Source organism: Pelagibacterium lentulum, assembly GCF_003992625.1.
GTDB lineage: Bacteria > Pseudomonadota > Alphaproteobacteria > Rhizobiales > Devosiaceae > Pelagibacterium > Pelagibacterium lentulum.
Genome location: NZ_RZMW01000009.1, coordinates 45,424 through 72,396, shown reverse-complemented (window position 1 = coordinate 72,396; position 26,973 = coordinate 45,424). Strand labels below are relative to the sequence as shown.

At 58.0% G+C, this 26,973-nt stretch carries 23 protein-coding genes and 1 riboswitch; of the genes, 9 read left to right on the top strand and 14 right to left on the bottom strand.

The genetic code is table 11. The features are described from left to right. The first annotated feature begins 184 nt into the window (after positions 1-184). On the top strand, positions 185-685 hold the full coding sequence (locus EO133_RS03620; RefSeq protein ID WP_127071313.1) for an NUDIX hydrolase: 501 nt from the start codon (positions 185-187) through the stop codon (positions 683-685). Here the strand turns inward: EO133_RS03620 and EO133_RS03615 are convergent. After that, the gene (locus tag EO133_RS03615) at positions 652-2,157 is read right to left on the bottom strand and encodes an inorganic phosphate transporter (RefSeq protein ID WP_127071312.1); all 1,506 of its coding nucleotides are present in this window, start codon (positions 2,155-2,157) and stop codon (positions 652-654) included. The two genes, EO133_RS03620 and EO133_RS03615, sit on opposite strands and share 34 nt — an antisense overlap. A 313-nt stretch (positions 2,158-2,470) precedes the next feature. Between EO133_RS03615 and EO133_RS03610 the strand changes: the two genes are divergently transcribed. Further along, positions 2,471-3,094, top strand: a complete 624-nt coding sequence (locus tag EO133_RS03610; RefSeq protein WP_164734868.1) for a DUF2062 domain-containing protein — start codon at positions 2,471-2,473, stop codon at positions 3,092-3,094. 102 nt (positions 3,095-3,196) lie between these two features. Here EO133_RS03610 and EO133_RS03605 read toward each other — a convergent pair whose 3' ends face one another. The 7 genes from EO133_RS03605 to EO133_RS03575 form a co-directional block, all read right to left on the bottom strand. After that, the gene (locus EO133_RS03605; protein WP_127071310.1) at positions 3,197-3,886 is read right to left on the bottom strand and encodes an L-2-amino-thiazoline-4-carboxylic acid hydrolase; all 690 of its coding nucleotides are present in this window, start codon (positions 3,884-3,886) and stop codon (positions 3,197-3,199) included. A gap of 239 nt (positions 3,887-4,125) precedes the next feature. After that, positions 4,126-4,344 carry a hypothetical protein gene (locus EO133_RS03600; protein ID WP_164734871.1) on the bottom strand — a complete coding sequence of 73 codons (219 nt, stop codon included), beginning with the start codon at positions 4,342-4,344 and terminating at the stop codon, positions 4,126-4,128. Positions 4,345-4,476: 132 nt separating this feature from the next. Continuing rightward, positions 4,477-7,125 carry a bifunctional diguanylate cyclase/phosphodiesterase gene (locus EO133_RS03595; RefSeq protein ID WP_127071308.1) on the bottom strand — a complete coding sequence of 883 codons (2,649 nt, stop codon included), beginning with the start codon at positions 7,123-7,125 and terminating at the stop codon, positions 4,477-4,479. A 184-nt stretch (positions 7,126-7,309) separates the two neighbouring features. Beyond that, positions 7,310-8,110: a 5-deoxy-glucuronate isomerase gene (gene iolB, locus EO133_RS03590; RefSeq protein ID WP_127071307.1), complete on the bottom strand. Its 801-nt coding sequence runs from the start codon at positions 8,108-8,110 to the stop codon at positions 7,310-7,312. Between the two features lie 19 nt (positions 8,111-8,129). Then, positions 8,130-9,023 carry a myo-inosose-2 dehydratase gene (iolE, locus tag EO133_RS03585; RefSeq protein ID WP_127071306.1) on the bottom strand — a complete coding sequence of 298 codons (894 nt, stop codon included), beginning with the start codon at positions 9,021-9,023 and terminating at the stop codon, positions 8,130-8,132. Between the two features lie 193 nt (positions 9,024-9,216). Beyond that, positions 9,217-11,064, bottom strand: coding sequence for a 3D-(3,5/4)-trihydroxycyclohexane-1,2-dione acylhydrolase (decyclizing) (gene iolD, locus EO133_RS03580; RefSeq protein ID WP_127071336.1), 1,848 nt, complete (start codon positions 11,062-11,064; stop codon positions 9,217-9,219). 105 nt (positions 11,065-11,169) lie between these two features. After that, on the bottom strand, positions 11,170-13,077 hold the full coding sequence (locus EO133_RS03575; protein ID WP_127071305.1) for a bifunctional 5-dehydro-2-deoxygluconokinase/5-dehydro-2-deoxyphosphogluconate aldolase: 1,908 nt from the start codon (positions 13,075-13,077) through the stop codon (positions 11,170-11,172). A 377-nt stretch (positions 13,078-13,454) separates the two neighbouring features. On the opposite strand from EO133_RS03575, the gene iolG reads away from it, so the two are divergent. Further along, a complete protein-coding gene (iolG, locus tag EO133_RS03570) occupies positions 13,455-14,447 on the top strand; it encodes an inositol 2-dehydrogenase (protein WP_127071304.1) in 993 nt (330 codons plus the stop codon). A gap of 6 nt (positions 14,448-14,453) precedes the next feature. Here the strand turns inward: iolG and EO133_RS03565 are convergent, their stop codons facing one another. Next, positions 14,454-15,569, bottom strand: coding sequence for a THUMP domain-containing class I SAM-dependent RNA methyltransferase (locus EO133_RS03565; protein WP_127071303.1), 1,116 nt, complete (start codon positions 15,567-15,569; stop codon positions 14,454-14,456). Positions 15,570-15,624: 55 nt separating this feature from the next. Further along, the gene (locus tag EO133_RS03560) at positions 15,625-16,530 is read right to left on the bottom strand and encodes an NAD(P)/FAD-dependent oxidoreductase (protein ID WP_127071302.1); all 906 of its coding nucleotides are present in this window, start codon (positions 16,528-16,530) and stop codon (positions 15,625-15,627) included. Positions 16,531-16,675: 145 nt separating this feature from the next. Here EO133_RS03560 and EO133_RS03555 point away from each other — a divergent pair, with 145 nt between their 5' ends. Next, the gene (locus EO133_RS03555; protein WP_127071301.1) at positions 16,676-17,110 is read left to right on the top strand and encodes an Rrf2 family transcriptional regulator; all 435 of its coding nucleotides are present in this window, start codon (positions 16,676-16,678) and stop codon (positions 17,108-17,110) included. Here the strand turns inward: EO133_RS03555 and EO133_RS03550 are convergent. Next, complete coding sequence (locus EO133_RS03550; protein WP_127071300.1) at positions 17,107-17,532, bottom strand: SAM-dependent methyltransferase; 426 nt, start codon at positions 17,530-17,532, stop codon at positions 17,107-17,109. The genes EO133_RS03555 and EO133_RS03550 overlap by 4 nt on opposite strands. Further along, positions 17,529-18,389, bottom strand: a complete 861-nt coding sequence (locus EO133_RS03545; protein WP_127071335.1) for a MurR/RpiR family transcriptional regulator — start codon at positions 18,387-18,389, stop codon at positions 17,529-17,531. The genes EO133_RS03550 and EO133_RS03545 overlap by 4 nt, the downstream gene beginning before the upstream one ends. 219 nt (positions 18,390-18,608) lie before the next feature. Here EO133_RS03545 and EO133_RS03540 point away from each other — a divergent pair, with 219 nt between their 5' ends. The 4 genes from EO133_RS03540 (at position 18,609) to EO133_RS03525 (ending at position 22,745) form a co-directional block, all read left to right on the top strand. Further along, positions 18,609-19,406, top strand: coding sequence for an ATP-binding cassette domain-containing protein (locus tag EO133_RS03540; protein WP_127071299.1), 798 nt, complete (start codon positions 18,609-18,611; stop codon positions 19,404-19,406). A 15-nt stretch (positions 19,407-19,421) separates the two neighbouring features. Then, positions 19,422-20,405: an ABC transporter permease gene (locus EO133_RS03535; protein WP_127071298.1), complete on the top strand. Its 984-nt coding sequence runs from the start codon at positions 19,422-19,424 to the stop codon at positions 20,403-20,405. A gap of 100 nt (positions 20,406-20,505) precedes the next feature. Further along, on the top strand, positions 20,506-21,408 hold the full coding sequence (locus tag EO133_RS03530) for a sugar ABC transporter substrate-binding protein (RefSeq protein WP_127071297.1): 903 nt from the start codon (positions 20,506-20,508) through the stop codon (positions 21,406-21,408). A 227-nt stretch (positions 21,409-21,635) separates the two neighbouring features. Further along, on the top strand, positions 21,636-22,745 hold the full coding sequence (locus tag EO133_RS03525; RefSeq protein WP_127071296.1) for a Gfo/Idh/MocA family protein: 1,110 nt from the start codon (positions 21,636-21,638) through the stop codon (positions 22,743-22,745). A gap of 45 nt (positions 22,746-22,790) precedes the next feature. On the opposite strand, the gene EO133_RS03520 is transcribed toward EO133_RS03525, so the two are convergent. Then, a complete protein-coding gene (locus EO133_RS03520) occupies positions 22,791-23,756 on the bottom strand; it encodes a DMT family transporter (protein WP_127071295.1) in 966 nt (321 codons plus the stop codon). A 101-nt stretch (positions 23,757-23,857) separates the two neighbouring features. Continuing rightward, a riboswitch (FMN riboswitch) is annotated at positions 23,858-24,012 on the bottom strand. 452 nt (positions 24,013-24,464) lie between these two features. Next, on the bottom strand, positions 24,465-25,346 hold the full coding sequence (locus EO133_RS03515; protein WP_127071294.1) for a LysR family transcriptional regulator: 882 nt from the start codon (positions 25,344-25,346) through the stop codon (positions 24,465-24,467). A gap of 107 nt (positions 25,347-25,453) precedes the next feature. Between EO133_RS03515 and EO133_RS03510 the strand changes: the two genes are divergently transcribed. After that, complete coding sequence (locus tag EO133_RS03510; protein WP_127071293.1) at positions 25,454-26,950, top strand: CoA-acylating methylmalonate-semialdehyde dehydrogenase; 1,497 nt, start codon at positions 25,454-25,456, stop codon at positions 26,948-26,950. The last annotated feature ends 23 nt before the right edge of the window (positions 26,951-26,973 follow it).

Sequence of the window (26,973 nt, the reverse complement as noted above, 5' to 3'; positions counted from 1 at the left end):
CCTTGCAGCTCTTGGGTGATTCTTTTTGGCGTGTGTATTCCCAACCATATTCATCCGATCCCATTGCTGCTATGGGGTGAACCGCTTTTTCACCAAACCTTTACGTCCCATTGCCCGGATGCGCCAAATCAGCGTATTTTCAGGCAATCGACACCCTTTTGGCAGGAGCCCGAGTCAGATCGCGATGCTCGAAAGACTGTTTGCAATGTTCCGCGGGTTTCAGCCCGCCGAAGTCGAATTGCCCGGCCCGCAATTCGGCGCGCTCCCCTATACTGTCGTAGATGGGCACTGCGTCGTGCTTCTGGTCACATCACGCGGGCGTGGCAAATGGATTTTCCCCAAGGGACGGCAAGTCGAAGGCATGACAGCCTGGGATAGCGCCGCACTCGAGGCCTATGAGGAAGCGGGCGTCGAAGGCGAGATTGAGCAATCGCCCATCGGGTCTTATTATCTGCCTGTCACCGAAGAGCGCCCGGCGCCAATCGAAGTGCAGATTTTCCCGCTGCGCGTAACCAATCAGTTGCAGGACTGGAAGGAAAAGCGTCAGCGTTACCGCCACTGGGCGGTGGTGCCGGAGGCAAAACGGCTCATCACCCATGACGGACTGGCCGATGTTGCCATCGCTTTGGCTCAACGCGAGGCCAGGAAGCGTCAGACCCCGAACAGCAGTGTCATCGCGAAATAGATGCAGGCCGACAGCGCCCCTGCGGCCGGCACGGTGATTACCCAGGCCGCGCCAATTGAAAATGCGTGCTGACGGCGCACCAGATAACGCTTTTGCCGCTTCTGATAATTGGTAATCGCTTCTTCCGGCGTCTGGTTGAGGTGGTCGGTCTTCAAAAAGATGCCCTCAGGACTTACAGCCTTGTTCTTGAGGCCCTTGTTCGACAGCCCTTCACGCAGGAATCCGACACCGAAAATCGCACCAACTGCGATATGGGTCGACGAAACGGGCAACCCCAGCGCTGAGGCAATCAACACTGTTGTCGCCGCAGAAAGCGCCACGCAATAGCCCCGGATTTCATTGAGCTTGGTAATCTTTTCACCAACGATGCGGATCACGCGTGGGCCGAACAGCGCCAGCCCAACGGCAATGCCCAGCCCGCCGATCGCCAGCACCCAGATCGGCAGCGCAACCGCACCTTGCCCTGTTGCCCCAGCCTCCACCGCCGCCACAATCGCGGCCAAAGGGCCAACGGCGTTAGCGACGTCGTTGGCGCCATGGGCGAAGCTCAAAAGCGCGGTCGAAAAAATCAGCGGCAGGCGGAACAGCGTACCCACATGCTTGTTGGAATTGTCCATGCCCATGGTGCGCTTTTTGACCCAGGGCACCGATGCCAACCAGCCCAACCCGGCAAAGATCAGGCCCACCATCAGGACCATATGCGGCTCGGGACGCCAGACCCTGCTCAACCCCTTCATGGACATGTACATGGCAAAAACGCCGCACATCAGTGCCACCAGAACCGGTACCCAGATCCGGGCCGAATCCACCTTGTCGCGCTGCCGCAGGATCGTGAAATTGACGATGGCGAGCAGGCCTGCCGCCATCAGCCCACCAAGAAGCGGGGAGATCACCCAGCTTGCAGCGATCCGGGCCATTGTCGGCCAGATGATCGCACTGAAACCGGCCGCTGCAATTCCGGCACCGACAACCCCGCCGACCACGGAATGGGTCGTGGAAACCGGCGCCCCGATCACGGTTGCCAGATTGATCCACAGCGCGGACGACAAAAGCGCCGCCATCATGATCATGATGAAGGCCGTGGTGCTTAGCTGCACGTCGGACGCGATGATGTCGCGCGAAATGGTATTCACCACGTCGCCACCGGCCAGCAGCGCCCCGGCCGCCTCGCAGATCGCGGCAATGGCAAGCGCGCCCACCATGGTCAGCGCACGCGCACCCACGGCAGGCCCCATATTGTTTGCCACGTCGTTGGCACCAATATTGAGCGCCATATAGGCGGCGATCACCGTTGCGATGATGACGAGGTAGCTCAGAGGTCCGCTTGTTACCACAAAGGTTGCAAAAAGCAGCGCTGCCAAAAGAAAGACGAGCGCCAATCCCGGCGCAGCCATCGCACGGGACGCATCGTGTGTGGCATGCTGAAGCTGATTGACCCTTTTCAGGTCCTTGTCGATTGCACTTTTGGCCATTCCGTCGAGAGCGATCTTTGTTTTGAGGGCGCAAGCTATAGGCAGGAATTTTGTCGCCAGCCTTTATCGAAAGGGCGCGGCTTTGCCAATGTATTATGACAATATTGTCATATTCGCTTGGCAAGAGCGATGCCAATGCCCCAATCACCGTTCAAGCGTTGCAAATTTGCCAACTATTAAATGATCCGGGTGGAATATGGTAACGCCAGAGTGATTTCGCCGCACATGGGCTTATTTCGGTGGTAGGATTACGATCAGAGCGTTTAAATAGATGAGAGGCAGCGTGAAAAGCGCAGGAGTACGTATAGGGCATATGAGTGTAGGTAAGGGCAAGCCGGTAAAAAGCTGGCACGAGCGCCTGCAGAATTTCGTATGGCCTCGCATGGGGCTGCGGCGGTATCTGACATATCTGCGCAAAAAAGTTCTCCGCCTCACCGCATCTCCTCATGCAATTGCGTCCGGTGTTGCCTCGGGGGCTGCCGTATCGGTCTTCCCGCTCATGGGCGTGCATTTCTTTCTCGGCTTTGTGCTGGCCTTCATAACGCGCGGTAACATGCTTGCCGCCGCCATCGGCACCGCATGGGGCAACCCGATCACCTTTCCGTTGTTCTTCTCGTTGTCCTACCAGTTCGGTAGCGCCATTATGGCCTGGCTCAATCCCGCCGATCCGGCGGCCATTATGGATGCACAAAGCACCCGGCAGCTTTCCGGCGGTCTTTTCTCACTCGATTTCTCGAGCATTCTGCCCTTGTTCCAGACCATGATGATCGGCGCGATACCGCTGGCCATTTTCACATGGGTGTTTTTCTATTTTATCGTCAGGGCCCTGGTCTCCAGCTTCCAGTTGGCCCGCCGCGCAAGGCTCGAACGTCGCCGCCAGCGCATGGCCGAAGGGGCGGTCAAAACCGATGATGGTGACGGCCCCACCCCGGCATAGCAAGCGCGATCAGGGTGAAGCCGTCACTGCAACGTCGCAATCTCGGCTATAAGATTTGTGCAGAGGCAGGTCTAGTTCATCAATCCGGCCAGCCAATCCCCCCTAATCGTCAGCTATGCGACGGTCGGGCTTTTCCCTCGTTGCTGTATCGCTGATGGGACGGGGTCCTTTCCCAGACAGACTACGCTCTGCATACCGGAACTCAAACCGGCAAGAGGCGCAACCAGTTGCGAGAGTCGTCGGGCGCCGGAAGTCAATGCTTTTGGGCAATGCATCGATCCACACTCGATCCCATTCGCAGAGCAGGGAATTGAGGTCCACCGCGTCATGGCGCGCAAGAAATGTCCTGTATCCGCAGCGCTTTACCTCTGAAACGAAGCCGCCGGGGATAGCCGCCGTTTCGACAGCAAAGCTGGGCCCATATGCGTTTTGCGCTTTTGTCTCGCTGAACCGACGGAGCGCCTGCATCGGATTTCGCGACATCGCAATACCCGCCCAGGTGAAGAAGGCTGCAGTGCGGCGTCCAAGTCTGAAAAGCGCAGGCGTCAGTTTCTCTTTACTTGCGTCGTTACCGAGGCCCATAGAGCGCAGCGTACGATAGGCGGACAGGAATGCGGCAACAAAGATGATATGAGACTGAGTGAGTTTATCGGTCAGGAAAGGGCGTTCGTTGTGCAGGATAAGTGCAAATTCCCGGTCAAATGCCGATCTACCCTGACGTGGCAGTGAGGACCGAAAATGATGTACGGTCAGACGATCAATAATCGTCGGCTTGAAAGCCAGATTTTTCATTTGATAACTCAAGGCTGGGCTGTCAGCCAAACGCGCCGCCACGCGCGCAAGACGAACTGTTCAGCGACCACCGCTGCACAGCCTCCACCTCCATCCTTCCAGCCATGTCTCCGGCTTTCGGCGACGGCACGTTGCCACTGCGCACCAGGTGCGTCAAGTTTCTACCGTGCGATCCGGGTTAGGTACCCTTGAACGATTGCAATGGGTTGAAACCCACCAAAGGTTCACCGCGCTTGAGCCTATGATGCGGAAAATTTCACGTTCACGCCACGCTGCCGGAAATAGGCCTGCATCGTCTTGCGTCCAGCACGGTTGTTTTGCGCCAGCTTGGAAGGATCGAAAACGGCTTCGCGCGCACCTTCGCGAGCCATTGCGTTTTTGAGAGCAACAATGCGCTGATCGATGTCTGCATTGTCCTCTTTGAGCGACGTATAAATCTCCTCAATTGCCTCGGCCATGGTCGGTTCGCTCAAGTTTTTGCTCCTTCTGATGTTCGGGCGCTGATTACCATGAGTCGGGCACCGGCCACAGCTTTTGAGATGTGCTGCTGTAACAGTTCAGGCTGAGCGTCGTCGATCGGCGCCAACAAACTAACCCGCATTGCGCCAGGCGTTTTCCTTGACAAAAGCGGTCAGCGCTTCCGCGCTCATTGGCCGGGCAAAGGCGTAGCCCTGCAGGCTGTGGCATCCCATATCACGCAGCAGGACGGCCTGATCGAGGGTTTCCACGCCCTCCGCCACGGCTTCGATCCCGAGCGAGCGCCCGATTTCGATAATCGAGCGCACCAGCGAGCGCTGCGCGTGCGAGGTTGTGATCGGCTCGATGATCTGCCGATCGATCTTGAGGCGACTTGGCCGCAACTGCAAAAGGCTCACGATCGAGGTATGGCCGGTGCCGAAATCGTCGATCTCGATATCGATGCCCATGTCGCGGATCTGGTCGATGTTCCAGTTTACGATATTCTCGCTCTCATCGAGATAGATCGATTCCACAAGCTCGAACGAAATCGTGCCAGGGTCGATACTGAGTTTGCGCAGGGACTCGACAAGATGCTCGTCATGAAGGCGCCGTGCCGAAACATTTACCGAGGCACGGCCGATTTCGAGCCCTTCGTCGCGCCATCGGGTGAGTTGGCTTAGCGATTGTTCCAGCATGATCCGGTCAAGCGTTGCGACCACGTTGAGGTCTTCGGCAATCGAAAGGAACGTGTTTGGCGTCAAAAGCCCGCGCAAGGGATGGTTCCAGCGCACCAGCGCTTCCACTCCGATAATGTCGAGCGTTTTTGCATCGAACTGCGGCTGGTAGTAGGCCACGAACTCCCTGTTTTCGATGCCATTAAGAATATCGTCGGCAACGCGCTTTGTGGTGATGATTTCGGCCTGCAACTCGTCGGAGAAAAATTCGCACCGGTTCCGCCCGCGCCCCTTGGCGCGATAAAGTGCGATATCGGCATTGACCAGCACCTGCTTGGGGTCGATCTCTTTTGCCTGTCCCGATGCAATGCCGATACTCGAACCGATCCGGCATTCATGGCCTTTATACATTACCGGCTGGCGCATCGCCTCAATTATGCGTTCGGCGAGCGCCCGCAGGCTCTCACGACTCTTTTCACCAAGACACAATACAACGAACTCGTCGCCCCCGATCCGGGCCACGAAATCCGATTGGCGCACCGATGCCTTGAGGATTTCAGCGGCATGGATCAGCATGGCATCGCCTGCTGCATGGCCGAGCGTATCGTTGATCTGCTTGAACCGGTCCAGATCGATATGCAGGATCGCAAGATTGCTGCCTCCGCCCTGCTGGCCGCGTTTGGCGTGCATTTCCAGAATGTCGTCGAGATAGCGCCGGTTAGGCAACCCGGTCAGGGAATCGTGCAGGGCATTGTGCTCGATTCGGGCCTTTGCCGTTTCCAGTTCGATATTTTTAGCTTCTGCCTGCGTCTTGGCGCGCACCAGCGCTTCGTTAAGCTCGGCATCGGTGGTCACGTCCCAGTTGACGCCCACGATATGCGCCTCGCCTTCCATGTCCTTGGAAACCGCGCCGATAGCCCGGATGTGGCGCGTTTCGCCCTGCGGAGTAATCACGCGGAAGTTGGAAACATAGCGGCCATTGGCACGAATGGCTTCGTTATAATCGCGCTGCGCGCGGGCCAGGTCGTCCGGATGCAGCCGGTTCGACCAGTGATGGTATTCCCGCATGCCGCCATCGGTCGGCAACCCATAGATTTCGTTCATGCGGTCGTCCCACGACAACTCGCCGGTGAAGATGTTCATGTCCCACACACCGACCTGCGAGGTCGCCAGTGCCAGTTCAAGCCGCCGCGACAGCCGGGCCAGTTCAGCCTCGCGATGACGCTGCTCGGCAATCGCCTTTCTGCGTTCTTCGCTCAGTCGACCGGCCATCAGTATTGGCAGCAGAACAAGTGCTGAGGCAATTGCGATCATGGCCCACAGTTGCACTGTATTGGGCGGGGCAGCGCCCCATCCGCCCCTCGGCGTTGCGGAAACGATCCAGCTTCCGGTTGGCAGCCCGACTTCGGCGATGACGGGATCGAGCCGACGCACTTCCGGATTGCCGAAAAACGTATTTCCTGACGCTCCGGTCCCGTCATGGCCGGTAATGGCAATATCGATATCGAGGTCGGGATCAAGCAGTCCGGCCTCCGCATAAAGCCGGTCGGCATCGATTACCGCCGAAACGATGCCCCAGAAATAGGGTTGGCCAGCTACGTTGCGCGCAAAGACCGGAAAACGGCCGATAAAGCCGCGCCCACCCTGCACCAGTTGCACCGGGCCGGCCAGTACCAGTGCGCCCGTGTCGCGGGCCTGCAGGGCTGCTTCCCGCTGTTGCGCGTTGAGGCTGTAATCGAGCCCGATTGCTGCCTCGTTGCCTTCCCGTGGATAGACATAGTTGACCACAAGGTCCGGCGCCGCAGCGACATTGAGCAATTCGTTGGGCTGGCTGAACAAATAGGAGGCAAGATTTTCATAACGTGCCTGGCTCATGCCCGGCTCGGTGGTGATTGTGCTTACAAGCCCATGCACGAGCTGGATATTGGATGTCACTTTGCCTTCGAGGCGCGCGCGGATCAGAGAAACCTTGTCCAGAACATGTGTCCGCTGAGACTGCTCGTAAACCGCGCGGTTCTGAATGTCAGCAAAAATACCGGCGGCGATTGTAACCACAAGGGCAATAGCCGTCGGAATATACGACGACCGGAAAATGGCATTTGCCATTCTTCCTATCTTGCGTTTCGTCCTTCTGGTCACGTCGGTCTTCTGTCCCGGTTTCAGCACCCCAATAGAAGAAAACCTAGGTCACAATAGTTTAATGCAGCCTTTAAGCGCCGAGAAGATCAGGGCTTATTAGCAATAAACGATATTCAACTTTGACTTCTATTTGACACATTGCTCCATGCGCTTACGCGCCCAGAAGCCACTCGTGCTCTTTCTGGTTGTGGAACTTCCAGATCCTTTTCGGCCCGGCCATGACATTGAGATAATAAAGGTCGTAGCCGTGGATGGCTGCACAGGGGTGATAGCCCTTTGGCACCAGTGTGGTCACGCCGTCTTCGATCAGCATGGTCTCATCGAGCGACCGATCATCGGTATAGACGCGCTGAAAGCCATAACCCTGGGCGGGGTTCAACCGGTGATAATAGGTTTCTTCAAGCAGGGATTCGTGGGGCAGGTTGTCTGCGTCGTGCTTGTGGGGCGGGTATGAAGATGTGTGTCCGCCCGGCGTAATCACCTCCACCACCAGCAGAGAATCCGCGGTTGGATCGGTCTCGGGCAGGATATTGGTGACATGGCGCACATTGGTGCCCTTGCCGCGCGTTTCCTGTCCCATCTCATCGGGTGTGATGACACGCACGGCCTTGCCCTCGGAAACGGCGGGGGCCGAACACACTGCCAACTCCAGTGGGGTGGTGGCCTCAACCTGCCAATCGCCATTGCCTGGCACATAGACCGCATAGGGTGCTCCATCGAACGGGCTCGTGCGCCCGCCCAATTCACCGAGATCCACGCCACCGGCTGAAACCTTGCCTTTACCCGAAACGAAAACCAGGCAGATTTCCCGTTTGCCTGTCTGAGCGGCGACGCTTTGCCCCGCAGCCAGTTTATGGACATCGAACCCCACATAGGTCCAGCCGGCGCTTTCCGGGGTTACGGAAATCACCTTGCCGGTTTCCCCCGATGGCTTGACGAGCAGTTTGGACATGGTGTTCCTCCGTCTCTAATTATTGCGCGATCTCAAACCCGGCATCGGTCAGATACCGCGTCAGATTTTCGTATCCCATCTTGGCATATTGCAGAGGATTGGCCTTTGCCGGGTCCTGCTCGGCCTCGACGATTACCCAGCCTTCATAGCCTTTGAGTTCGGCAAAAACGGTGGGGAAATCGACCCCACCATCGCCGGGTACCGTATAAACGCCCTCAAGCACCGACTTGAGAAACGACCAATCCTGCCCGTTCGACTTCTGCATCACATCGGGCCGCACGTCCTTGGTATGGACATGGGCGATGCGCGATTTGTAATTGCGCGCTACCCGCGCCGGATTGCCGCCACCCCAGAAGATGTGACCGGTATCGAGCAAGAGTTGCACGGCGTCACCGGTCGAAGCCATCAGCCTGTCGATCTCAGCTTCGGTCTGCACGATCGTTCCCATGTGATGGTGATAAACCAGCGTCAGCCCGTAATCCTGCTTGAGCTTGAGCGCGAATTGCGTCAGCCGCATGCCGAACCGCGCCCATACCTCATGGGGCAGAACGGACCGGGCCGAAAGCGGCGTGTCCATCGCCCCATGAATGGCGTTGGACGTTTCGCAAACGATCATCACCTTCGCGCCCATATCGCGTAAAAGCGTTGCGTGCCCTTTTGCCGCTTCAAGCTCGGCATCGACATCGCGCACCAGCAATTCGGTCGAGTACCAGCCCGAAACCAATCCATGGCCGTGTTGCTCCAATATGGGCCGCAGCGCTTCGGCTTGCCGGGGAAACTTGTTGCCCAGTTCCATGCCGGTAAACCCGGCTTCCTTTGCTTCGGCAAGACAGACCTCCAGCGGGGTCTCGCCGCCAAGTTCGATCATGTCATCATTGGACCAGCCGATTGGATTTGCACCGATACGGATCATTTTCTGTGTGGTTCCATTGTTCGAGTCAGTGTCTGTTCATGCGCGGCATCGGGTCTGTCGCGCCCCTCTCCCCTTGCAGGCGAGGGGCTCGGGGTGAGGAGGCAAAAGGGCGCTTGCAAAGAGACCCTCATCCGACCTTTCGCTTGCGCGAAAGCCCACCTTCTCCCGCAAGGGGGGAAGGGAAGTGAGCCTCCTACCCGATCCGCTGCCCCTTGATTAATTTCTCATATTCGGCGCGTTTTTCGCGCACCTCCGCACGTTCGGATACTTCCGGCACCGCCACATCCCACCAATGTCCGCCGGCCTCAGTGGTGATCAGCGGATCAGTATCGATCACGATAACGCTGGTGCGGTCGCGCTTTTTCGCATTGCCAAGTGCGGCTTCCAGCTCGGCAATCGACGCCACCTTTTCCGCATGGGCGCCCATGGATGCCGCATGGGCGGCAAAATCGATCTGGGGCATTTCCTCGTGATAGGTGTCGCGGAATAGGTTGTTGAAGTTCGCTCCGCCGGTGCCCATCTGCAACCGGTTGATGCAGCCGTAACCGCGATTGTCCAGAAGCACGATGGTCAGCTTCGCTCCCATCATAACCGATGTCGCAAGCTCGGAATTGAGCATCATGTAGCTGCCATCACCGACCATGACGACAACCTCGTCATCCGGTCGCGCCAGCTTGACGCCCAGCCCGCCCGCGATCTCGTATCCCATGCAGGAAAAGCCGTATTCGAGATGGTAATTGCCCGGCGCAGCCGGCTGCCACAGCTTGTGCAATTCACCTGGCAGCCCGCCCGCCGCGCAAACGACCACCGCATGTTCGCCTAGTTCGCGCTGCACGGCACCGATAACCTGCGCGTCGGATGGATATTGCACATTGGTGGGCGCGGTGGCGGAATCGGCATCTTTGAGCCAGCCGATCTTGAGTTCCTCGGCCTCCATCACCCACTCGCCGCGCGCTTTCCAGTTTTTGAGCCCCGCGCTCAGCGCGTCCAGCCCCGCCTTTGCGTCGGCAACAAGCGGCAGAGCGTTATGTTTGCCTGCGTCGAAAATCTGTGTGTTGAGCCCGATGAATTCGACGGCAGGGTTCTTAAACAAGGCCCAAGAGCCGGTGGTGAAATCCTGTAGCCGTGTGCCAACGGCCAGGATAACGTCGGCTTCCTCGGCCAGCCCGTTCGAGGCGCTTGTGCCGGTCACGCCGACTGATCCCATATTGAGCCGATGGGAATGGGGCAGGGCCGACTTTCCGGCTTGGGTCTCGACAATCGGAATCTCATGGGCTTCGGCAAAGCGTTTCAGCGTTTCTGTCGCTTCTGAATAAAGCACGCCACCACCGGCGATGATAACCGGCTTGTCCGCCGTCATCAGCGTATCGATCGCCCGGCTCAACTCATCCTCATCGGGCCGCACCCGACGGGGCGCCCATACCTTTTCGTCAAAAAAGGCGGCGGGATAATCATAGGCCTCTGCCTGCGTATCCTGACACAGTGCCAGCGTCACTGGCCCGCAATCGGCGGGATCTGTCAGAACCTGCATGGCGCGGCGCAAGGCCGGCATGATCTGCTCGGGCCGGGTGATGCGGTCGAAATAGCGCGAAACGGGGCGAAAGCAATCATTGGCCGAAACGGTGCCGTCGGCAAAATCCTCGACCTGTTGCAAAACCGGATCGGGCCGCCGGTTGGCAAACACATCGCCAGGCAATAGCAGCAGGGGCAACCGGTTCACATGCGCCAGCGCCGCCGCCGTCACCATATTGGTGGCACCCGGTCCGATTGAGGTCGTGCAGGCCATCATCCGCCGCCGGAAACTGGCCTTGGTATAGGCAATCGCTGCATGGGCCATGCCTTGCTCGTTATGGGCGCGATAGGTCGGCAGCTTATCGCGAATCGCGTAAAGCGCTTCCCCCATCCCGGCCACATTGCCATGCCCGAAAATGGCCCAGACCCCACCGAAAATCGGCATCTTCTCGCCATCGACAATTGTCATTTGCGCTGCCAGATAGCGGGCAACCGCCTGTGCCATTGTGAGCCTGATCGTTCCGGTCATTTTTCGCGATCCTGTTGATTGTGCCGCCGGGTTCATGCGGCTGCTATTCATTCCCTTCTCCCATGATGCGAGAAGGTGGCGCAAAGCGCCCGGCGAAGGGAATTTCTATGCTTTCTCCCACGCCGCGCATAGCGCGCCGAACCGTTCTGCCATATCGTTTATCGCGGCCGCATCGTCGATTTTGCCAGCCAACCACTTTTCTGCAGCACTTGCAAAGATTGTCCTGCCAACGGCAAAGCCCTTGACCATCGGTGACACCTTGGCTGCCGCAAAAGCGGCTTTCAGTTCATCCGCTGGCGCTTCCAGCCCCAACAGCACAATACCCCGGCAATAGGGATCGTGCTGGGCAATTGCATCTTCTATTGCCTGCCATGCCGCTGGTGATGTCTGCGGTTCGAGTTTCCACCAGTCTGGTTTGATGCCGAGATCGTAAAGTTCGGTCAAAGCTCGCGCAATGGTATCGCTTTCCAGCGACCCATGTTTGCCCGCAATGATCTCGACCAGCAATTCCCGCCCGACCTTGCGCGCTGCATCGTAAAGCGCGCGCAGCTTTTCGCCCTGCTCGGCCTTGAGTGCGGGATCGTCATCCGGGTGATAAAAGCACAGACACTTGATGCAATGATCCACCGGCCATTCGACAAGCTGGCTGCCAATATCTTGCGAAAACTCGAACCGCAGGGGGCGTGATCCGGGCAGTTCCACCGGCTTGGCAATCCAGAATTTCTCGTTTTTCGACGCTGCAAACAGCGCATGGCGCCCGAACTTGTCATCAATCAGCATGCCATAGCCGTCCCGGCCATCGGCTATCTTTTCCGCGGCCTTGACCGCCAGCGCCTTGAACGCGCCGATCTTTGCGCTATCGGCGCCGAACCGGTTGGCAAGGTCTTCAAGCTGGCTGCGGTGATCTATCGCCAGCGCCATCAGAGTTGGATAGTTGCGGCGGCGTGCCGTGGTTGCCCAATGGACATGATTGATCGCCTCGTCCTTGCGCAATGCCGTATGCGGGCTGCCATTTTTCAGGAAAAATTCCAGCTCGGCAAAGCTGGGGATTTCCGGCGAACACAGGAGCCGCGACACGGCAAAGGCCCCGCAGGCATTGGCCCATGTGGCGCAGGTTGCAAGCGGTTCGTCGCGCAACCAGCCGCGCAAAAACCCGCTCATGAAGGCATCGCCAGCCCCAAGCGTATTATAGACTTCGATGGGAAATCCCTGCCCAACGATCCCGTCTTCCAGATCGTCCGAAATCGCATCGGGATAAACAATGCAGCCCATGGGGCCGCGCTTGAGAACGATCACGGCGGAGGACAGGGACCGGATCACTCTCAGCGCGGATAGCAGATCGCTCTCGCCTGAGCCGATCAATATTTCTTCTTCAGTGCCAACGATCAAATCGCATTGGGGCAGGACCTTTTTGAGCTGCTCGGACACGGTGTCGGACGCGATATAGCGCTCTTCCCCCGCCGCGTGCCCGGCCAGCCCCCAGAGGTTGGGGCGATAATCGATGTCGAAAACCACCCGCTTGCCATTGGCCTTGGCGAGCGCCATGGCCTTGTCTTGCGCGCGGGCCGTGTTCTCGCGTGAAAAATGGGTGCCGGAAACCAGGATCGCCTTGGCGCTGGCAATCATCTCCCCGGAAATATCGCCTTCGGAAAGCGCCATGTCGGCGCAGTTTTCCCGGTAAAAGATCAGCGGAAAAGTCTTGTCGTCCTCGACCGCCAGAATGGCCAGCGCCGTCAGCCGTTCGGGATCGAAGATCACCCCTTTTGTGGAAGCGCCCTCGCGCGCCATCTGCTCGTAAATAAACCGCCCGAACTGCTCATCGCCCACGCGTCCCAGCCATGCCGATTTCAGCCCCAGCCGTGCCGTGCCGATTGCGATATTGGCGGGGCATCCCCCCACCGATTTGGCGAAACTGGTGACGTCCTCAAGGCGGCTGCCGATCTGCTGACCGTAAAGGTCAACCGAGGCGCGGCCAATCGTGATGACGTCGAGCGTCTCGCCTTGCGCAGCCATGTCTGGCACTCTCCCGTGAATGATCTTTTTGGACGAACGGATGTCGCCCTTGTAGCCTCACGCAAATGAAACATCAATTCTGAAATCTGTCAATTCAGAATGTTTGTTCCATATTTATGATTGCATTCGCATCGCCTGCTGTTAAAAAAGCGGCTGGCGAAACTTCGTATTAGGCGTGGTATTCCAGCGCAAAATCGACAAAAACTACGCGGAGCTTTGCGTCAGGAGTGTTTCCAGAATAAGTGGACTCCATTTATTCGGTTGGGAAACGCGACAAACGAAGGCTTAGAGAGTTCGTTCAGCGATTCAAAGAAGCGCTGAACGGCTCTAGGAAAGAGATTCTGCCCGTCAGCGGGTACGTAATGAGGAGAAAGTTCATGCTGCGTTTCGGTATTTTGGGGGCAGGGCGGATCGGCAATGTCCACGCGCGCGCCATCGCTGCGTCGGGCCGGGCAAATGTCGGCTACATCGCCGATGCGATGCCCGAGGCCGCGCAAGGCCTGGCTGACGCCGTGGGGGCAAAAACCGCTTCAGTTCAAGAGGTTGTCACTGCGTCCGATGTCGATGCCATCCTGATTGCGACCCCCACCGATACCCATGCCGATCTGATCGAAGACGCCGCGAAAGCGGGCAAGGCGATCCTGTGCGAAAAGCCAGTTTCTCTTTCAGTCGAGCGGATCGAGCAATGCCTGCAAGTTGTTGAAAACGCGGGTGTTCCCCTGATGATCGGTTTTCATCGTCGCTATGATCCGAACTTCGCTTTTCTCGAAAAGCGCCTGCGTGCGGGCGAAATCGGCGATCCTGAAATCATCACCATCACCTGCCGCGATCCATCGGCGCCGCCGGTATCTTATATCGAGCGTTCGGGCGGGCTGTACCGCGATATGATGATCCACGATTTCGACATGGCCCGCTTCCTTCTGGGCGATGAAGAACCCGTTATTGTTCACGCGCTTGGCGGGGTCATGACCGACCCGGAAATCGGCAAGGCAGGCGACATCGATACCGCAAGCGTCCAGATGCAGACCGCCTCGGGCAAGATCGTCGTCATCACCAATTCGCGCCGCGCCACCTATGGTCACGACCAGCGCATCGAGGTGCATGGCTCAAAAGGCCTGCTCCGCGCTGCCAATATCCACAACACCACGGTTGAACTCGCCAATCAAAACGGCTGGACCGAAGACGCGATCCCCTTTTCCTTCATCGAGCGCTATCAGGCGGCATATACTGCGGAGATCCATAAGTTCCTGGATTTCCTCGATAAAGGCGAAGCCCCTCGTGCATCCGGCTACGATGGACTGATGGCGCAAAAGCTCGCCGAAGCGGCCAGCGAAAGCCTCAAAACCGGACAGGCTGTAAAGGTCATCTGATAGAACTCAGGGCAGCGCGTCAGTGCGATAAAGCGTGATGCGCAGCCCGCTATTGTCCACGGAGGGCAGGGGCGCGCCAAACGGCAGCCCCGTTGCTTTCGCAAGCTGCGGGTCGCTGGTTATCAGCCCTACCCGCCAGCCGGAAAACCCCTCCTTGAGCACCGCGCCCAGCGCCGCATAAACCGGGAAAAGCTGCTTTTTATTGCCCAGCCGCGTGCCGTAGGGCGGGTTGACGATCACGAGGCCCTTTGGCCCTTCCGGCGCGCGCAGATCATTGATTTTGAGTTGGGCAAAACGGGTGAAGCCCGCAACACCGGCCCGCTCTGCGTTTTCGTCACTCATACGCACCGCGCCGGGATCGCGATCGCTGCCGTAAAAGGCAATTTCGGGCGCCACGGGCTTGTGGCCCGCCCGTAGTTTCTGCCATTGCGTCTCGTTAAAGGTCGAAAGCTGCTCGAAGGCAAAGCTGCGCCCGCGCCCCGGCATCAGCCCGGCTGCGATTTCAGCCGCCTCAATCACGAAAGTGCCAGATCCACACATGGGATCGACCACCGGTTCGGAGCCGTCATAGCCGCATTGGCGCAAAAACAGCGCGGCCAGCGTTTCGCGCATTGGCGCCTTGTTGACCGCTTCCTTGTACCCGCGCTTGTGTAGCCCTTCTCCAGACGTATCGACGGAAAGCGTCACCAGATCGTTTTCGATCCGGGCCTTGACGATCAGTTCTGCACGCTCGGAAACCGGTGCCCCAAGTTCCTCGTTGATCGCCGTTCCAATGCGCTGGCTTGCCGCGCCCGCATGATAAATCCGCGAGCGCTTGCAGCTTGCCTCGACCTTGACCGGCACATCGGCGCGCAGAACCGACCCCCAATCGATCTTGCGGGCGCGCTTATCCAACTGCGCCAAGTGCATGGCCCGAAAGGTGGCAAACCGCGCCAGAACCCGCGCGGCGCCGCGCAGTTCGAGATTGGCGCGCCAGACATCGGGCCAACGGCCTGCGATGGTCACGCCACCTATTTCAGCCTTGGGCGCGGCAAAGCCCTTTTCCCGTGCCTCATCGCAAAGCGCTGCTTCCAGCCCAGGCGCGCAAACCAGAAAAATTTCAAATGTGTTGGTCTTTTCCATCGCGCTTCCATAACGGGAAGAGCGGGCATTTACGACCTCTTTCTCACGCTCGACACTAGGCCATGAACAGCGAGCGATGCGCTGCAAGGCCAGCCATTGTGCCCGAAGCCGCTGACAGCATCGCATTGCTCATTGGGCTTGACACATCGCCGGCTGCAAAGACGTGCTGAACGCTTGTTTGCTTGAAATCATCGACCTGGATAATCGGACCCTGCGGGCCGTCAGCCATTGCGCATCCCAGTTGCGCCGCCAGCGGCGACGTCATTTCAATGCGGCTGGCGACAAAAAGCGCGGCAAGCGAGATCACGCGGCCATCGGCAAGCCGAACGCCATCCAGTGCCGGCGAAGCGCCCAGCAATTCTACAATCGGGCTGTTCTCTATCACAATGCCGTACCCCTCCAGCGTGGCGCGTTCTTCGGCATCGGGCGCGAATTGGCCTTGCGTGAAATAGGTCAGCGCCCCCCATTGGGAAACAACCATCGCCTGATGGATCGAATTCTTCCCTGTTGCCAGAACGCCAAGCGGTTTGTGGCCGATTTCGTAGCCATGGCAATAGGGGCAGTGCAAAACACTTCTGCCCCAGCGCTCCGCCAAACCGTCCATTTCAGGCAGTATGTCCTTGACCCCCGTCGCAAGGATCACCCGGGCCCCGCGTAGTGCCGTACCACCTTCGGTCTCAATGATGAACTGCGCACCGTCCTTGCGTGCCGCGATGGCGCGTTCCCCCAATTTGGTGACGCTGGGATAGGCAAGAAGCTGCCGGGAGGCCTCGTCCATCATCGCAAGGGGTGCACGGCCATCCTGCCCGAAAAAGCCATGCGAGGTTGCTGCGAAACGATTGCGCGGCTTGCCATCGTCGAGAACCAGAACCGTGCGCCGCGCCCGCGCAAGCTGCATGGCCGCCGAAAGTCCGGCAAAGTTGCCACCCACCACAATCACATCGAAATGCTGCCCGTCCATCGTCAACTCCACTGCTTGCGCTTCATAGGTAACTTTATAAGTTACGTGATAATGCGAAGATCATTTTCTTGCAACACTAAATGTTGCGAGAGTCGTTCCCAGGTGGTAGCAGAGGACGTCAACACTATCCGGGAAGGGCGTTGCCATGCCCCACGACAGCAGGCTTTCGCGCATGCTTCATGTGCTGATTCATATGGACCACTATGAGGGCGCGGCCACATCGGAAGTCATTGCGCGCATGCTCAACACCAATCCGGTGGTTGTGCGTCGCACCATGGCAGGACTGCGCGATGCCGGTTACCTCAGGTCTGAGAAAGGCCATAATGGAGGTTGGATTCTGGCGCGCCCCTTGTCGGAAATTACTATGCGTGATGTCTATGTGGCGTTAGGCGAGCCGCCGCTTATTGCGCTAGGCTTGGCTCAGGACGATCCGCGATGCGTTATAGAACAGGCGGTCAACGACCGTCTCAGGACGTCGTTGGAAGAAGCAGAGCGGCGTATTCTGGAGCAATTTTCAGCGATCACGCTCGATCAGATCGCGGGCGAATTCAAGACGCGCTTGGGTGAGTGTCAGGACTAAAGCGCAATCTCAAGCAGCGGATTGCCGCCGTCGATATAGAGCTTTGCGTCGGGTTTGAGCGCGGCCTTGATTGCCTTGCGTACCTTCACCCCAGCTTCGGGGTGCCGCCCGTCAAGCGCGCCGACGCGGATAGCGACAGCCAGATCGAAGGGCAATATGCCCTCGGGCAGTACAAAATCTTCGGCCGCACATTGCAACACGCTCATACGTCCTTGGACAATTTCGGTCCCTGACACTTGTCGGGCTTGTTCTACCGCTTTGGCTGAACGGTCGATCGCGAGCACATAACCATCCCCGATCCGGTTGGCTATCGCCCGCGCCATTGCGCCGGGACCGCAGCCGATCTCCAATACCCGCAAGCCTTGTGCCAGCGGTAGCGCATCCACAACGGCCTGAAGTCGCGGCGACAAACTCTCCATCACCCATTCTCGCGCTTGTCGGCAATGGCAACGGTCAGGGCCATAGCGAGGGCCAGCGTTGCACTCATGGAGCGGAAGCCCTCGAAATCGGCCTCGGCGACTTCAAACCAGCAATCGGATAGCGATGCCAGCGGCGAAAATAGCGAGTCTGTAATTGCAACGATCTTTGCGCCGTTGTCTTTGGCCGTGCTGGTCAATGCCACGGTTTCGCTGGCATAGGGCGTAAAACTGATCGCCAGCGCTGCATCGCGCTCGGAAATAAAGCTCGTCTGCTCGAGAGCCAGCCCTGCAACCGCATCGACAAGAATATTGCGCACGCCCAGTTTGCCCAGCCCATAGGCCATATACGATGTCACTGGAAAAGACCTGCGCAATCCGATGAGATAGATCGTTTCCGCCCCCGCTAGAAGATTGACCGCCCGTTCCATCACGTCCGGGTCGTGCTTTTCAGTAAGGCCCGAAAGCGACTGGATCGAGGCCTGCGCAAAGCCTTCCAGAATGGTCGAAGGGCGGGAATGACCCAGCCCGTGTTCGCGCAATTGCGCCAACCGCTCGTCATAATTGAGCACCCGGTCCTTGAGCCGGGAGCGAAAGACATCCTGAAGGTCGGAAAAGCCCTGATAGCCGAGCGTCTGGGCAAATCGCACAAGCGTCGAAGGCTGGACATCGGCCTTGGCCGCAATTGAGGCTGCCGTGCCAAACGCCACCTCATCAGGGTTATGCAGCGCATATTGTGCAACCTGGGTCAGCCGCTTGGGCATAACTTCCCAGCGCTCGACCACCATGTCACGCAGCGCTGCAAAGTCGCGGGGCGGCGCCTCGATCAAATCCTTGTTGCTCACTGTCTTGCCCCGAACCATTTTGTCTTCATCTATCTTATCCTCCATCGCCCGGCCGCTGCTATCCTTATGACGCTCTTTCCCCCGGTGGGTTGCGCTTTTGCGGTTTCTGGCACCGAAACGGCCCGACATTCCGATTTCCTGCTTGACGCCATAATGCAAAAATGGAATAAAAATTCCACTAGAAAGTGTGATGCACCAATTATTCCATTATTGATGCACAGCACAAGGGGAGGAGTTATGGCACAATCGGCTACGGCGTCTGCGGCGCCGCTGCTGGAGGCCCGTGGAATTGCCAAGTATTTTGGTGCGATCACGGCCCTTCACGACGTCAATTTTCACGTTGGAGCAGGTGAGGTTCTCGGCGTTGTCGGTGACAATGGGGCGGGCAAATCGACCCTGATGAAAATCCTGTCCGGGCTTTATAAGCCGTCCGAGGGCGAACTGGTTTTTGAAGGCCAGCCGGTCAGCTTTTCCAGTCCCAAAGATGCGCGGCTCAAGGGCATCGAGATGGTCTATCAGGACTTCGCGCTCGCCGGAAACATGGCCATTTACGAAAACATTTATCTCGGTCGCGAGCCGGGCAGAAAACTCGGCCCCATCACGTTTGTCGATCACAACAAAGCGCGCGAAATGGCCGCCGAGCATCTCGACAACCTCCATATTCACGTCAAGTCGGTCGATCAGAATACCGAAGATCTCTCGGGCGGTCAGCGCCAGGCGGTGGCGATCGCGCGCGCGACCGCCTTTCATGCCCGCGTCGTCATCATGGACGAGCCGACCGCAGCGCTGGCGATCAAGGAAGTGGGCAAGGTGCTCGATCTCATCAGGCGCCTCAAGGATCACGGCGTTGCCGTCATCATCATTTCGCATCGGATGGATGACATCTTTTACTGCTGCGACCGGGTGATGGCGCTCTATCAGGGCACGAATTTTGCCGAGGCGCCGCTGACCGACACGTCGCGTAACGAAGTTATTGGCTGGATCATGGGCACCAAGGGGCATACCGAAGCCCTTGCCCATGACCGGCTGCAATAGAAGGGGGCGGATACGATGGTTTACAGTCCAAAACTCTCCAAGTTCCTTGAGAGCTATGGCATCGTTCTGGTGCTTATCGTGATGATGGTCGTCATCGCCATGACGCGGCCCGATGTTTTTCTCACCCCGCAAAATCTGACAAATATCATCAAGCAGAATGCCACGCTTGCGCTTGTCGCACTCGGCATGCTCGTGGTCATCATCACCGCTGGAATCGATCTGTCGGTCGGCTCGACTCTGGCGCTGTCCATGGTCACGCTTGCCATTGCTTCAAAAGCAGGCGTGCCCTGGCCGGTCGTTCTTGTCATTGGACCAATGGTTGGGCTTGCGGTTGGCTTTGTGAACGGGGTCGGTCTTACATGGCTCAAGCTGCCGCATCCCTTCATCATGACTTTGGGCACGCTCAACGCAGTGCGCGGCATCACCTATCTCGTGACAGACGGTGCCCCGGTTTCAGGCCTTCAGCCCGAAGTGCGTTATCTGGGTCAGGCCTATTACGATCTGGGAATTTTCGCGCCACCCGCAGGCATTCCTGCCAGCCTCATTCTCGTTGCAGTCTGCGCTATCGGGCTGTGGTACTTTCTGGAAAAGACAAATATCGGCCGCCATATCTATGCCATCGGCGGTAATCCACAAGCCGCGCGGGTCTCAGGGATCAATGTCGAGCGCGTGCTCGTGATTGTTTACATGATCTGCGGTTTCATGGCTGGTCTGGGCGGACTGCTGCTTGCCGGACGTACCGACTCGGGCTTTCCCAATGCCGGCATCATGCTCGAACTCGATGCCATCGCCGCGGTCATTATCGGGGGCGCCTCCTTCTTTGGCGGACGCGGAACGGTCATGGGCGTATTGGCCGGGGTCCTGATCATGGGGCTTTTGCGCAATGGTCTAAACATTAACAATGTCAGCTCGTTCTGGCAGATGGTCCTTATCGGTGTCGTCATTATCTTCGCCGTCTGGATCGACGTCGTACGCCGCCGTGCCGCGGTAAGGCGCTGACGGAAAAACCTATCGATCAGTTCCGGTGTTCTCCAGCCGGAGCTGGTCCTTATCGGATCAGACAAAGTGGAGAAACTGGTTCAAAAGGGAGGACCGAATTATGAAAACTGTACTACTTGCAGGTGTTGCCATCGCTGCCATGACGGTTAGCGCTCATGCACAAACGTTCGTTCTGGGCATGAAAGGTCCCGGCGCAGGCAATCCGTTCTGGGCAGCCGTTGAAGCCGGAGCGCGCGATGCAGGCGCCGAACATGGCGTTGAAGTCATCGTTGTGGCCCCGCCACAGGAATCGGACGTTCAGGCCCAGATCACACAGATCGAAGACCTGATCGCACAGGGCGTCGATGGCATCGCGCTCGCCCCTACCGATCCCAATGCACTGGCTCCAGTCGTTGATGCTGCAATTGCCCAGGGCATTGCCGTTGTGTTTGTCGATACCCAGGGCATCAACGACGGTGTCAGCTTTATCGGCACCAACAATGAAGTCGGCGCCGCACTTGCTGCACAATTTATCTGCGAAAATGTCGAGGAGGGTGCTGACGTTGCCATCCTTCAGGGTCTGATCAGCCAGTCAACCGGGCAGGCCCGTGCGCAAGGCGCAAATCAGGGGCTGACCGATTGCGGCCTCAACATCGTTGCCGAGCAGCCCGCCAACTGGGACCGCGCGATGGGTCTGACGGTGACCGAAAACATCATTACCGGCAATCCTAACATCCGCGCGATTTTCGGGTCCAACGACAATATGGCGCTCGGTGCTGTCGAAGCCCTCAAGCAGGCTGCCATGCTGGACACGGTCATGGTTGTCGGCTTTGATGCCAACCCCGATGCTGCAGCATCCATCCTTGCCGGCGAAATGACGGCATCGGTCGCTCAGGCACCGAGCAATATGGGCCGTTTCTCGATCGAGGCGCTGATGGCTCTCGTCAATGGTGAGGAAATCGAAGACTGGATTGATACCGGAACCGTACTTGTCGATGCTTCCAACGCTGCTGAATATCAGTAAGCAACGCCAATTGGTTGCCCGGATTGAGCAGCACAAAACCGGTATTATGGTCAATTATTTACGTTTGATCGCTGAAAAACTGGAAAAATCGGCTCAGTCCGGGTAACTTGAAAGTCTTCGCGAGAGCGCGAAGGGCAAGAGCAACCTCCGGCGGCGATATAAGGGAACTCCTTATATTTCCGCCGTCTTTTTATTTCCCCTTACATGTTCAGTTATAGGTGCGCGCCATGGAACTGGGTGTTGGTCTTATCGGTACGGGCTATATGGGCAAGTGTCATGCGCTGGCCTGGAACGCGGTGGGACCGGTTTTCGGTACGAAAATTCGCCCGCGCCTCGTCCATCTTGCCGATGCTACGGACACGCTAGCCAAAGATCATGCTGCAGCCTTCGGCTTTGAAAAAGCCACCCACAATTGGCGCGATCTGATCGCTGATCCCGATGTCGCAATCGTCTCAATAACCACTCCCAACCAGTTCCACGCTGAAATGGCTGTCGCGGCGCTCGAGGCTGGCAAGCATGTCTGGTGCGAAAAGCCCATGGCCCCAGCTTTCAAGGACGCAATGCGCATGCGCGATGCCGCAAATGCATCGGGCAAGGTTGCCGCATTGGGTTACAACTACATCCAAAACCCCGCCATCCGCCATATAAAGCGCCTGCTCGATGACGGAACGATCGGCGATGTCTATGCCATCCGGCTGGAAATGGATGAGGATTTCCTTGCCGATCCGGCTCTGCTCTTCGGGCACAAGAACCAGAGCGCATCAGGCTATGGCGCGCTTGACGATTTCGGCGTCCATCCGCTCTCGTTGATCGCAACCCTGTTCGGCAACCTCGAAGCAGTCATGGCCGATTTATCCAAACCCTATGCCGCGCGTATCGATGCTGATGGGCGCCCGCAGGCAGTGGAAACTCACGACTGCGCCAATGTGTTGATCCGGCTGAAATCGGGTATTTCGGGCACCATCCAGCTTTCGCGGACCGCTTGGGGCCGCAAGGGACGCATTGCGCTCCAGATATTCGCGTCCAAAGGCACCGTTACATACGATCAGGAACGCATGAACGAGTTCCAGATTTACATCGCTGAAGGCCCGGCTGCAGATCAGGGCTTCCGCACCATCCTAACCGGGCCGGTGCATCCGCCCTATGACCGGTTCATTCCCGCACCGGGCCATGGTCTGGGTTTTAACGAACTCAAGATCATCGAGGCCAATGAGATACTCAACGCTATTGATGGGCGGCCTGCCCATCTCATCGATTTTGCCGCCGGGCTGGAAATCGAACGGGCTGTGCACGCAATGGCGCACAGCCACAAAGAGGGTCATTGGGTGAGCGTCTGAAATTGCTATTCCGGCATTTTCCCGGAGTTCAGAAACCCCTTTCCGTTACGCGGCTTGTAGTTTGGCGCCAGCGCCGCGCCGCTCGCTCCAGAGAATGAAACTTGAAGCACCAACGATCAAAACTGCGCCGGGCCAGAACCAGGGGGCAGGGACCTGCGACAGCACGATCCAGCCCAAAAGCGTATTGAGCGGCAATTTGAGATCGTCGAAGGGCTGCAGATAGGTGGCATCGGCAACCTTATAGGCAAAGCTCAGGAAATATTGCGCGCCCGCGGTCACAAGCCCAAGCAGCACAATCAGCCCCAGCGCATCGCTCACGGGCAACTCAAAGTCAAAGCCCGTTGCCAGTCCGACCGGCAGGACCGCTTGGGGCAGAACAGCGACGGCAAAGCCCAAAATCAACCCGATCAGGAAGTGGTTCGGGGTAATCAGCACCAGCATATAAAGCGTGAGCGATTCCGGCTCCTCGTCGCGGCTGAGATATTTGGTAATCACCGACACCGTTCCCCAGCACAGGGCGGCAAGCACCGGCAGAAGCGAAGCGAGCGTGAACTGCTCGGTGCCGACCTGCGATACCATCACGGCACCGATAAAGCCGGCAATCGTCGCGCCGAGCCTTTGGTAGGTCAGACGTTCACCCAGAAATACGGTCGCGCCGATCAGGATGAAAAACGGCCCGGTCATCGAAAGCGCCACCATCTGCCAGACCGGAACGCCAAGCGCAAAGCCGAAGGCGAAGAACTGCACACCCAGCGCCGACAAAAAGGCGCGAGTCTCGTGCCAATAGGGGTGGCGTGAGCGCAATTTACCAAAGCCGATCCGCAGGATCAGCGGCAGCGCGAAAACCGTCGCGATGACGTATTGCCAGAAAACCACGGCGGTTGATGGCACGCCCATTTGATAGGTGATGATGGGGGTTAGAATATTGATAATGGCGAAGGTCAGCCCTGCGCCGATCATGAACACAGCACCCAGAACGGGCGCATGGTGGGTAGAGGAAATCTGGCTCATCTGTCGTCCTTTCCGTAACCAGTTTCCTCAGGGTTACGGGAGACGACACCCCGAACACCCGTGTCCTTTGAGCAAGGATAGCGGGCGCAGCAAGGCGCAGATCCCATTCTCTTTCATCCGGACTATGACCGTCGGCTTCGGAGTTGCACCGAATCTGCTGACCCTTCGCCGCAATCGGCAAAGGCGCTCGCGGGCTTCAGGCCTTGATGGCCTGTTTACCGCCGGTGGGGACTTCCACCCCGCCCTGAGAATGTATTTGGCGCACTTCCATAGAAGGCACGCCGGTCAATTTCGCCGCTTCATCGTGAAACGACGATAAAGATGTAGGTCTGTTTGCCGGGTCTGGCAAGAGGCGCTGCAATCGACAGCGCAAAAGAAAAGGACCACCCGACGCTTCGAGTGGTCCTTCCATGATACCGTCACACGAAAAGTGACTGAACCATAAGTGGTTCGGAGGATTAGGCTATCTTGCCGAGGGCTGCCCCGCCAAAAATCACCTCACACCCAAAGTCACCCCCGCATGCGCGGATCTCACTAGACATTGGATCACCTCCTTTCACTTGTTGAAACTGTTACGATGGTGACGTTATTTGCGCCGCTTGGCAAGGTGTAATCAGGCCGAAAAGTTTGCAAATAAGTGTGAGTGGGTATTCGATTTGCCTGTCTTCTCAAAGGCTTGGTTTTGTCCGATAATCTGCGCGGCTCGAATCAGACGAAAAGATTCCGGGCCTCTTTGGCCTGCTCGGCGATAAATTCGGCAACTGCGGCAACGCGGGCAATGGCGCGCAAATCTTCATGTACGACCAGCCAATAGGCGCGCGTCAGCACGTGTTCCGTTAGCACAGGCACCAGTTCGTCATGTTCGCGCGCGATAAAGCTGTGCAGGATGCCGATCCCGGCGCCAGCCTTGACTGCTTCGGTCTGTCCAATAGCGCTTGAAACCTCGATATCGGAACGCCAATCCTTCCAGATTTCGCGGGCAAAATTGAGCGAGGGCGAAAAAATGAGGTCTTCCACATAACCGATCAGCCGATGCGCGGTTAGGTCCTCAAGCCGTTCGGGCATGCCATGCGCCTCGAGATAGCCGCGCGACGCATAAAGTCCCAGCGTATAGTCTGCCAGCTTGCGCGCAACCAGCCGCCCCTGGGTCGGGCGCTCCAGCGTTATTGCAATATCGGCTTCCCGTCGCGAGAGTGAAAAGCTGCGTGGCACTGGCACAAGTTGAATATTGAGGCCGGGATAGGTGCGGGTAAGTCTGCCCAGTCGCGGCGCCAGAAAGGCAACGCCAAACCCGTCCGGTGCGCCGATCCGCACGCTACCCGACAACGCAGTATCGGTATCGGTGACTGCCGCGCTTGCGCCCAGCATCGCGCTTTCCATGGCCTCGGCATGGGGCAAAAGCGCCTCGCCTTCGGCCGTAAGGTCGCAACCATTGGTGCGCCGGACAAACAATGTCGTACCCATAGCATCTTCCAACGCCGTCAACCGCCGGGCCACCGTCGCGTGATTGAGTGAAAGCGCCCGCGCAGCGCCCAGGATTTGTCCCGCCCGCGCAATGGCAAGGAATATGCGAATATCGTCCCAATTCATGTAGGCTATACTTTATGCACAACGGATGCCGTATATATCGCATTGATGCGCAAAAATAGAAAGTCGATACTTGGCCACAACATTCAGAATATAAGCGGAGGTACGCCATGCGCGTCATCAGTCATTTCATCGACGGTAATCATGTCGCGGGGCAATCGGGCCGAACGGCTGATGTGTTCAACCCGGCGACGGGCGAGGTTTCAGCTCAGGTGGCGTTGGCCAACGCGGCCGATCTTGAAGTCGCCATTGCGTCAGCGCGCGCCGCTCAGCCAAAATGGGCAGCCACCAATCCCCAGCGCCGCGCACGGGTGTTCTTTCGTTTTGTCGAACTGGTCAATAGCCATATGGACGAACTGGCCGAACTGCTGTCGTCTGAGCACGGCAAGACGGTAGAGGATGCAAAGGGCGACATTATCCGTGGCATGGAAGTGGCCGAATTTGTCTGCGGCATTCCGCATCTGCAAAAAGGCGAGTTCACCGAAGGTGCGGGGCCGGGCATCGATATGTATTCCATGCGCCAGCCCGTCGGTATCGGTGCTGGCATCACCCCGTTCAACTTTCCTGCCATGATCCCCATGTGGATGTTCGCGCCCGCGATTGCCGCAGGCAATGCCTTCATCCTCAAGCCATCCGAGCGCGATCCTTCTGTCCCCATGCGCCTTGCTGAACTGATGATCGAGGCAGGTCTGCCCGCTGGCATTCTCAATGTCGTCAATGGCGACAAGGAAGCCGTTGACGGAATTCTTGGCCATGACGACATTGGCGGTATCTCCTTTGTCGGCTCCACCCCCATCGCGCGCTACGTCTATGCCACCGCCGCAGCCAATGGAAAGCGTGTGCAGGCCTTTGGCGGTGCCAAGAACCACATGATCGTCATGCCCGACGCCGATATGGACAAAGCCGCCGATGCTTTGATGGGTGCCGGTTATGGCTCGGCGGGTGAACGCTGCATGGCGGTTTCCGTCGCCGTACCCGTTGGCGATGAAACGGCAGATCGGCTTATTGCGGCGCTCGCCCCCAAGGTCGAAGCGCTGCGCATCGGTCCCGCCACCGATCGGCAGGCCGATATGGGGCCGTTGATCACCAAAGCTGCGCAGGAGCGGGTTTTCTCGCTGATCGACAAGGGCGTGGAACAGGGCGCCAAACTCGTCGTCGATGGCCGCGGGTTCAAGCTACAGGGCTATGAGAACGGCTATTTCGTCGGCGGCACACTGTTTGATGGCGTTACCACCGATATGGACATCTATCGCGAGGAAATCTTTGGCCCGGTCCTTTCGGTCGTCCGGGCGCAAGATTATGAGGCGGCGCTGGAACTGCCCATGAAAAACCCTTACGGCAATGGGGTGGCGATCTTTACCCGCGACGGCAATACGGCCCGCGATTTCGCGGCCCGCATCAATGTAGGCATGGTGGGTATCAATGTGCCGGTTCCGGTGCCGCTGGCCTATCACTCGTTCGGTGGCTGGAAGGCGTCGGCCTTTGGCGACCTCAACCAGCATGGCACGGATTCGATCAAGTTCTGGACCCGCACCAAGACTGTAACCTCGCGTTGGCCTGGCGGCATCAAGGATGGTGCCCAGTTCTCCATGCCAACAATGGCTTGATTAAGATGGCCCATGCAGCATCA

Bases quoted from the DNA above. Each gene is read 5' to 3' on its own strand.
- EO133_RS03565 (WP_127071303.1), bottom strand. From the start codon at position 15,569: ATGGAAAAGACCAACACATTTGAAATTTTTCTGGTTTGCGCGCCTGGG.
- EO133_RS03560 (WP_127071302.1), bottom strand. From the start codon at position 16,530: ATGGACGGGCAGCATTTCGATGTGATTGTGGTGGGTGGCAACTTTGCC.
- iolE (WP_127071306.1), bottom strand. From the start codon at position 9,023: ATGATCCGTATCGGTGCAAATCCAATCGGCTGGTCCAATGATGACATG.
- EO133_RS03575 (WP_127071305.1), bottom strand. From the start codon at position 13,077: ATGGCTGCGCAAGGCGAGACGCTCGACGTCATCACGATTGGCCGCGCC.
- iolD (WP_127071336.1), bottom strand. From the start codon at position 11,064: ATGACCGGAACGATCAGGCTCACAATGGCACAGGCGGTTGCCCGCTAT.
- EO133_RS03600 (WP_164734871.1), bottom strand. From the start codon at position 4,344: ATGGCCGAGGCAATTGAGGAGATTTATACGTCGCTCAAAGAGGACAAT.
- EO133_RS03525 (WP_127071296.1), top strand. From the start codon at position 21,636: ATGGAACTGGGTGTTGGTCTTATCGGTACGGGCTATATGGGCAAGTGT.
- EO133_RS03520 (WP_127071295.1), bottom strand. From the start codon at position 23,756: ATGAGCCAGATTTCCTCTACCCACCATGCGCCCGTTCTGGGTGCTGTG.
- iolG (WP_127071304.1), top strand. From the start codon at position 13,455: ATGCTGCGTTTCGGTATTTTGGGGGCAGGGCGGATCGGCAATGTCCAC.
- EO133_RS03510 (WP_127071293.1), top strand. From the start codon at position 25,454: ATGCGCGTCATCAGTCATTTCATCGACGGTAATCATGTCGCGGGGCAA.
- EO133_RS03620 (WP_127071313.1), top strand. From the start codon at position 185: ATGCTCGAAAGACTGTTTGCAATGTTCCGCGGGTTTCAGCCCGCCGAA.
- EO133_RS03605 (WP_127071310.1), bottom strand. From the start codon at position 3,886: ATGAAAAATCTGGCTTTCAAGCCGACGATTATTGATCGTCTGACCGTA.
- EO133_RS03615 (WP_127071312.1), bottom strand. From the start codon at position 2,157: ATGGCCAAAAGTGCAATCGACAAGGACCTGAAAAGGGTCAATCAGCTT.
- EO133_RS03610 (WP_164734868.1), top strand. From the start codon at position 2,471: ATGAGTGTAGGTAAGGGCAAGCCGGTAAAAAGCTGGCACGAGCGCCTG.
- EO133_RS03535 (WP_127071298.1), top strand. From the start codon at position 19,422: ATGGTTTACAGTCCAAAACTCTCCAAGTTCCTTGAGAGCTATGGCATC.
- EO133_RS03515 (WP_127071294.1), bottom strand. From the start codon at position 25,346: ATGAATTGGGACGATATTCGCATATTCCTTGCCATTGCGCGGGCGGGA.
- EO133_RS03555 (WP_127071301.1), top strand. From the start codon at position 16,676: ATGCCCCACGACAGCAGGCTTTCGCGCATGCTTCATGTGCTGATTCAT.
- EO133_RS03530 (WP_127071297.1), top strand. From the start codon at position 20,506: ATGAAAACTGTACTACTTGCAGGTGTTGCCATCGCTGCCATGACGGTT.
- EO133_RS03545 (WP_127071335.1), bottom strand. From the start codon at position 18,389: ATGGTTCGGGGCAAGACAGTGAGCAACAAGGATTTGATCGAGGCGCCG.
- EO133_RS03540 (WP_127071299.1), top strand. From the start codon at position 18,609: ATGGCACAATCGGCTACGGCGTCTGCGGCGCCGCTGCTGGAGGCCCGT.
- iolB (WP_127071307.1), bottom strand. From the start codon at position 8,110: ATGTCCAAACTGCTCGTCAAGCCATCGGGGGAAACCGGCAAGGTGATT.
- EO133_RS03595 (WP_127071308.1), bottom strand. From the start codon at position 7,125: ATGGCAAATGCCATTTTCCGGTCGTCGTATATTCCGACGGCTATTGCC.